This window comes from Ruminococcus sp. RTP21359st1_H3_RTP21359_211015 (assembly GCF_040909065.1).
Classification (GTDB): Bacteria; Bacillota; Clostridia; order Oscillospirales; family Ruminococcaceae; genus Hominimerdicola; species Hominimerdicola aceti.
On sequence record NZ_JBDGDD010000059.1, the window covers coordinates 1 to 6307 of the forward strand.

Annotated in this window: 6 protein-coding genes and 1 pseudogene; 1 reads left to right on the plus strand and 6 read right to left on the minus strand. The window is 38.3% G+C overall.

Annotated features, from left to right (window positions below; all coding sequences use genetic code 11):
• Positions 1-90 precede the first annotated feature (90 nt).
• On the plus strand, positions 91-237 hold the full coding sequence (locus AB5Z01_RS13395) for a hypothetical protein (RefSeq protein WP_368365607.1): 147 nt from the start codon (positions 91-93) through the stop codon (positions 235-237).
• Here AB5Z01_RS13395 and AB5Z01_RS13400 read toward each other — a convergent pair.
• The 6 genes and pseudogenes from AB5Z01_RS13400 to AB5Z01_RS13425 form a co-directional block, all read right to left on the minus strand.
• Positions 174-506 (minus strand): hypothetical protein, encoded by a 333-nt coding sequence (locus tag AB5Z01_RS13400; RefSeq protein ID WP_287214885.1) that lies wholly within the window; start codon positions 504-506, stop codon positions 174-176. The two genes, AB5Z01_RS13395 and AB5Z01_RS13400, sit on opposite strands and share 64 nt — an antisense overlap.
• Positions 503-1009: a hypothetical protein gene (locus tag AB5Z01_RS13405; RefSeq protein ID WP_117905803.1), complete on the minus strand. Its 507-nt coding sequence runs from the start codon at positions 1007-1009 to the stop codon at positions 503-505. Before AB5Z01_RS13405 ends, AB5Z01_RS13400 begins: the two co-directional genes overlap by 4 nt.
• A gap of 175 nt (positions 1010-1184) precedes the next feature.
• A complete protein-coding gene (locus tag AB5Z01_RS13410) occupies positions 1185-1511 on the minus strand; it encodes a hypothetical protein (protein ID WP_117905804.1) in 327 nt (108 codons plus the stop codon).
• Positions 1512-1804: 293 nt separating this feature from the next.
• Positions 1805-2598 (minus strand): annotated as a pseudogene (locus AB5Z01_RS13415) (IS256 family transposase); the annotation flags it as partial.
• Positions 2599-2834: 236 nt separating this feature from the next.
• Positions 2835-5666, minus strand: coding sequence for a MobP3 family relaxase (gene mobP3 / locus AB5Z01_RS13420; protein ID WP_287214889.1), 2832 nt, complete (start codon positions 5664-5666; stop codon positions 2835-2837).
• A 7-nt stretch (positions 5667-5673) separates the two neighbouring features.
• A complete protein-coding gene (locus AB5Z01_RS13425; protein ID WP_287214891.1) occupies positions 5674-6078 on the minus strand; it encodes a hypothetical protein in 405 nt (134 codons plus the stop codon).
• Between the last annotated feature and the right edge of the window lie 229 nt (positions 6079-6307).

Genomic DNA, 6307 nt, shown 5'->3' on the forward strand with positions numbered 1-6307 from the left:
AACGTCTTTGACCTCAACTTCTACAGGCAGCTTGTTACGCAAAATCCGCAGGAAATTCTGACCGAAAAAATTGTTGCAAACGATATTGATATGTCAGATTACGCACGGTTTTATATGGTGACGGGAGCAAACAACGGCGGAAAAACCACTTTCGCAAGAGCGGTGGGAGTATGTCATTTAATGGCACAAATGGGATTGTACGTTCCTGTTGGAAGCTTAAGATTTCCACTTTCATAGAAATCATTTACAATGGATTTATCTATGTCAATTCTAACTAATTCTTGACCTGCCCATTTATCGGTCTCTATACCTAGTCCTTCTTCTATAATGCCAATATCACCATTAGCTACAATAAGCAATTGATCCATTTGATTGCTTGGTGCAATAAAGCGTTGCCCTCCCGCACCAAGTAAACTATCTGGATCACTATAATACAAATCATAATCTCTCTTTGTAACTAAAAAAGAAGCTCCATATTCTAAAAAATCATTATTCACTTCACTCATAATACACTCACCCCATAATCTTTTTTTAAGACATTATCTATACGAATTATGTAATCCCATAATCCATTTTTTTTGTTAATCCCCATCCACTCTTTACAATTACGTAGAGATGATTCATTGTTTATCAAGGTACTTTTTAATGTCTTTAAAAGGGTATCATCAATCATTTTAAACGGTGCTGGATATTTAGAATGTTCATTGAAAATTTGATTCCAACAAGCCATATATGCACACCAAACTTGAATAGGTGTACTATTTAGTGTCATAATTGCTTTACGGAATTTCTTGATAATTACTTCATCATTTGTAGTCAAATATAACTCATATATTCCTTTTTCTACAATGCGTCCGAAATCTGTAGGAATATTAATAGGTATATCCCTGTTTCCCATAACTGAATATCCTTTTTCTCCGCAAAGAAATTCAGCAACCTCATCATTCTCAAATGCTTTTCTTGTAAGTTCAAGCAATTCTTCGTTTGTAATCTGTTTTTGCAATTTCATGACATTTCCTTTCTCATCAAGCGACGAATAAAAATTATTTTTTTATATTTCACAAAAACCATCTACGGTATATGTTTCTTCGTCAGATAGTTTTATCATTGTTTCTTCTACTTTTGTCATATCATTGTCTAGTTTTAATATAATCTCAAAACTTGTATCAATATTAATCGACGTTTTATTTTCCTCCAAAATTAAGATCTATAATATTTAGATGCCCATAATTAAAAGAAAGAGTCAGCCACTTTTTATCAATTAAATATAAATATGAGCTAAAGTGACTTGAATCTTCATGATTGTCTGTCGGTTCACCAAACATTTGATTTATTTCTGCTTCTGTACTCTCAAAGGTTATTCCGCCTATTGAAATATTATCAATCGTATCCTGCCTTTTAAAAGCACTCGCAGTAAAGCTTATACAAATAATATCATTATCACTATAATCATTATCGTCTGCTGCACAATGCATTGTGACCGTATCCAGCAATTTACCGTCATATAACAATCTTCAGCTTCTAAGTTCGGTTTTCTCCTCATATATCATGCTTTCATCCCAAAAAGAAAAACCCTCACCCAAATCATCCAGCGAGCATGGAAATGAAAAAGTTTTATCGGCCCTGTGAAAAAATCTCTGTGAATTCAACAACAGTGATAAAAAACGATATTGTGGAGCGGCTTGAAAAACAGCCGCTCATTTTTTTACAGTATACAATAAATACCGTAATTTGTCAAGGTTCTTCAACAGTCAGTCTGCTGGAATGGAGCGTAGCGGAATGGAAGCAGACTGACTGTGCCGGCTCAGCTTAGCCTGTCGAGATACATGATCTCCAGCTCGCCAAGAACTATGCCCCAGTTCCTCAGCGGCATAGTCCATTTTTTCGCTATTTCATGAGTTGCAAGATACAGAACCTTCAGGAGCGCTGTATCGCTCGGAAATACGCTTCTCTGTTTGTTCAGACGACGATAGCCGCTGTTAAGGCTTTCGATCGCATTGGTGGTGTAAATGACCTTTCTCACATCAGCGGAAAACTTGAAGATCGGTGAGATCACATCCCAGTTTTTGTACCAGCTCTTCATGGCGTTTGGATAATCTTTCTCCCACTTCTCCGTCACACGCTCAAGCTGTTCAAGCGCAGCGTCCTCAGACGGTGCGTGATAAATGGTTTTCAAATCGTTGGAAAATTCTTTCTTGTTTTTTGCACCAACATATTTCAGCGTGTTTCTTACTTGATGAACGTTACAACGCTGTAATTCTGTCTGTGGAAATGCCGTATTTACGGCTTCTTTCATACCCGAAAGGCCATCGGCACATATCACGAGGACGTCCTTTACGCCGCGATTTTTCAGCTCATTCAGGACTCCAAGCCAATATTTTGCACTTTCGTTTTCTCCGATATGTATGGATAAAACTTCCTTGTGACCTGTCAAACTTACTGCAAGGATTACATATGCTGCAAGTTTTTTATCTGTCCGTTTTCTTGTACAGAAAAATGTACAGCATCAATAAATACAATGAGATAAACCTCGCCCAGAGGACGTTTCTGCCAGTCCTCTATCTGCGGAAGAAGGCGGTCTGTGATATCGGATATCATACTCCTCGAGCAGCATTCCGATGATGTTCTTTTTTCCTTCGCTCATTGGTTCTCTTTTTCTTCTTCCCATAAAAAATCAGCCTCCTGTGTTATTTATATTTTACCATAGTTGACTGCGTTTTTACAGACTTTTTTTCGGTGGGTCTCAGCTCTTTTATTATACACTACTTTGGAGATTTACACAACATATGGGGAAAAACCTATCTTTTCTTTGAATATAGCTTTTAAGATATTTCTTAGTTAGTCATATTTTGTTCTTCTCTGATGCCAATTCCTGACTTTCTCTTTTGTATCATTTTTCTGAGCTTTCTATCAGTTTGTATTTTTAAAGAACACTGCTTCTGCGAATAATTATCCTCAATACAGCGACTTAAATTCACAAACAATCCCATAACAGTATTTCTAAGCAGCATATTTTCAAAATCATCAATATTGTTAAGCATATTCTGAACGTACTCATTACCATCATTTGCGGACTTTGTGAGCCACTCCACAGCCTTTTCCTTATCCTTTTCAAGTTCATCTGCTCCGAAAAGATAAAGCCTGCCGAGCTGATAGCTTGACCACATATTCTTATCAGCGGATTTTTCAAAGTAATCTACCGCCTTTTGAATATCATACTTTTCTTCCTGCAAATACAACTTCCCAAAAGCATACTGTGTGAATTCGTTATCCTCTGCAAGCAGCAAATATTTCTCTGCTCTTTCTAAATCCTGCGTGACAATTTCACCTTTCAAATAAAACTGACCCAACTGAAAACAAGCAAAACTGTCACCCTTATCTGCACATTCTGTCAACATAAATAGTCCTTTTTCAATATCTTGTGAAAAATATTCACCCGAAATATATTCCAATGCAAAAAAACGCTTTGCATTGGAATTTTTAAGTTTCATTGCTTTTTCAATACACTCCAAACCCTTATTTAAATCAGCCTCAATGTATTTTCCTTGAATTAATGTTTTGCCATATTCATACAGACCATTCTTGTTATTCATCTCAGCGGAACGTTTGAAGTAATCAATGGCTTTTGAAATATCAGCTTCCGTTCCAAGTCCGTTTTTGTACATAACTCCAATTTTATAAAATAGGTTATCGTCCGCCTGATCTTTGCTTTCAAGTTCAAGGAAACCAGATAATGCAGCTTTGTAATATCTCTGTGCGGTTTCATTATTCTCAGCAACATATTCACCCTTGCTGTACATCTGTGCAACAGCATAAGAAGCATACGGCTGACCCTGAGAAGCCGATTTCTGATACCACAAAAACGCCTGCGACAAATCTTTTTCCACACTGTTGCCGTAGTAATATAAATTGGCAAGACTGTATTGTGCGAATTTGTTGCCCTCCTGAGCTGACTTCAAAAACCATTCAAATGATTGAGCGTAATCCTGTTCTGTTCCCAACCCATAGCAATGCATTTTGCCTATGCGATACCAAACGTAAGAACGCATATTCACGGGTTTCATAATCTGCCCATCAAATTTCGGCTCATAAGGAAACATAAAATCAGAATCCGGCTCGATCTCCATAAAGCCCTGCAATGCCTCTTTGTAGAATGAGGATGACTTTTCTTCCTCTTTTGCACCAAGCTTTTCCGTGGAATAAAGTTTTCCCAAATCGTGAATCGCAAGAACATTACCTGCCCCTGATTCGTTAAGCAAAAGCTGCTCCGCTTTTTGAAAATCTTCAAGCTTTGATTGCTTGTTATAAATCAGCTTGCAGGCTTCTTTGTATGCGTTGCTCCATTTTAAATAATATTTGCTTTTCGGAGAATCATCGGGTTCTTTTGGCGAGATTTTGCTGCTGCATGAAAAACCATTGGCAGCCATATCGTCATTATCAAAATAAATCGCATTATCAAACTCATCAATCTGCGGAGGAATATCTGTTATGTCATCATCAGTTTTTTCTGTCAGTTCCGGTTCTTCAATCTCAATATCAACAACAGGACTATTCATATCCAGCACGGTCTGAATGATCATATTTTTAACGGACTTAAACTCCTTGTTATCCGCAAGCTTCGGAAACTGAACTCTTGCTGACGAATAAACATCATGCTTCTGCTGTTCCATTTCGCACCAGAGGGAGTACATTTTTTGAATTGATTCGTTTTCCGCAAGCCTTATAAAAATCTCATCAACAGTTTTCTTCACATCCGCTTTCAAGTATCCGTATACCTTTTTGCCTTTAGAAGAATTAAGCTGTTCATGCAGTTTTGCAACAAGATCAATTAGTTCTGCATTATCAACATCATTCTGTGAAATGTTATCCGCAAGCTGTTTCATCAACTGCTCAGACTCTTTTTTCATCTGATTGCGCAAATCGGTCTGCTGTGCGTAGAGATGGTGAAGTTCGTCCGCATAAATATCGTTTGCAAAACCACTGCGGATTTTTTCAATACCATGATTAGTGAGAAATCCCTCACGCTCGTTTGTGGAGTACACGATGATATGCACATGGGGATTCGTTTTCTTATCGTGAAAGGCGGCATACCATTTCAGATTAGCCATATCAATTTTTTGATTCTTTGCAATGTTAGAAATCTGCCGCTTGACTAATTCCCGCCACGCTTTTAAATTATCATACCCCATTGCCTGAGCGTTATCTCTGCGCAGCGAAACGACATGAGTCCAGACGTTACCGCCGTGGTTTGCAATATCTTTTGCAACCTTTTCAAGATTAATAGGCTCGTCCGATTGTGAGAATAAACCGTGAGAACCAAACTTGACTGTGCCGGGACGGTTTGCAAGATATCCAACATAATTTTCACGACTTGTAAGCCTGTCCATGTTTCGGTCAAGTATTACCGATATGAGCGCTGAACCGTTTTTAATTGTGGGATTCTTTTGGTAATCTTCGTACTCAAATAACTCTTTGCTGTCGGGGAAATCGTGCAGCAGAGATGAAATAAGCTCCTGCTGACTTTTCGTAGCAGGAGCTGTTTCATTTGCATTCGGTATCGGAACTGAACCCTCACGGGTTGCGATGTATTTTACATAGTGATACAGGTGTTTTCTTTTTCCACTGCCGCTTTTAAGATAGCGGCTTGTAACAATTAATTTTGGCAATTAAAAATCACTCCTTCTGATACTCCACAGCGTCCTCATAATCAATAATACCGTTGATTTTACGGACTTCATTAACGCACATCGCATGAAGACTTTTCAGCGTTTCATCGTCCACATCATTTATCGCCGCAGTCATATGCGACAGCTTGCCAAGCTCAACTGCGACCTTGAAAAGCAAACGTGCAAGCCGCTGTTCCGTACCTTTTATCTGCGCTTTGACCGTTTCGGTTATCATCGGTGAAATGTAATTCACGCTTTTTTCCTCATCAAGATAACCAATGTAAAACTTTATAGCTTTTTCAATAAACTCACTCTGCGACTTGCAGTTGTCGTTTTTGTAGTGAACTTCCACGTCTTTCAACGTTTCGGGATATGCCCATAACGCAAATTTCACTTTATTCTGAAAACTCATATTTTCCACTTCAACTCCTTAATAAATTCCGTATTTACGCTGTTTTCAGCGATTACAACTTCTAAATTTCTAAAAGCCCGATTTTACAACCCCTTTGCCGAAAACTCTGTAAACCTCGCAAAATGCGGTCGGCTTTGCCGTCCGCTGTAACTGGCGCTGTAAAAAAACGCGCAATAAAAAAAGACTGCAACCACCCTTAAAAGGGTAGGAAAGCAGTCTTTTTTGTGGT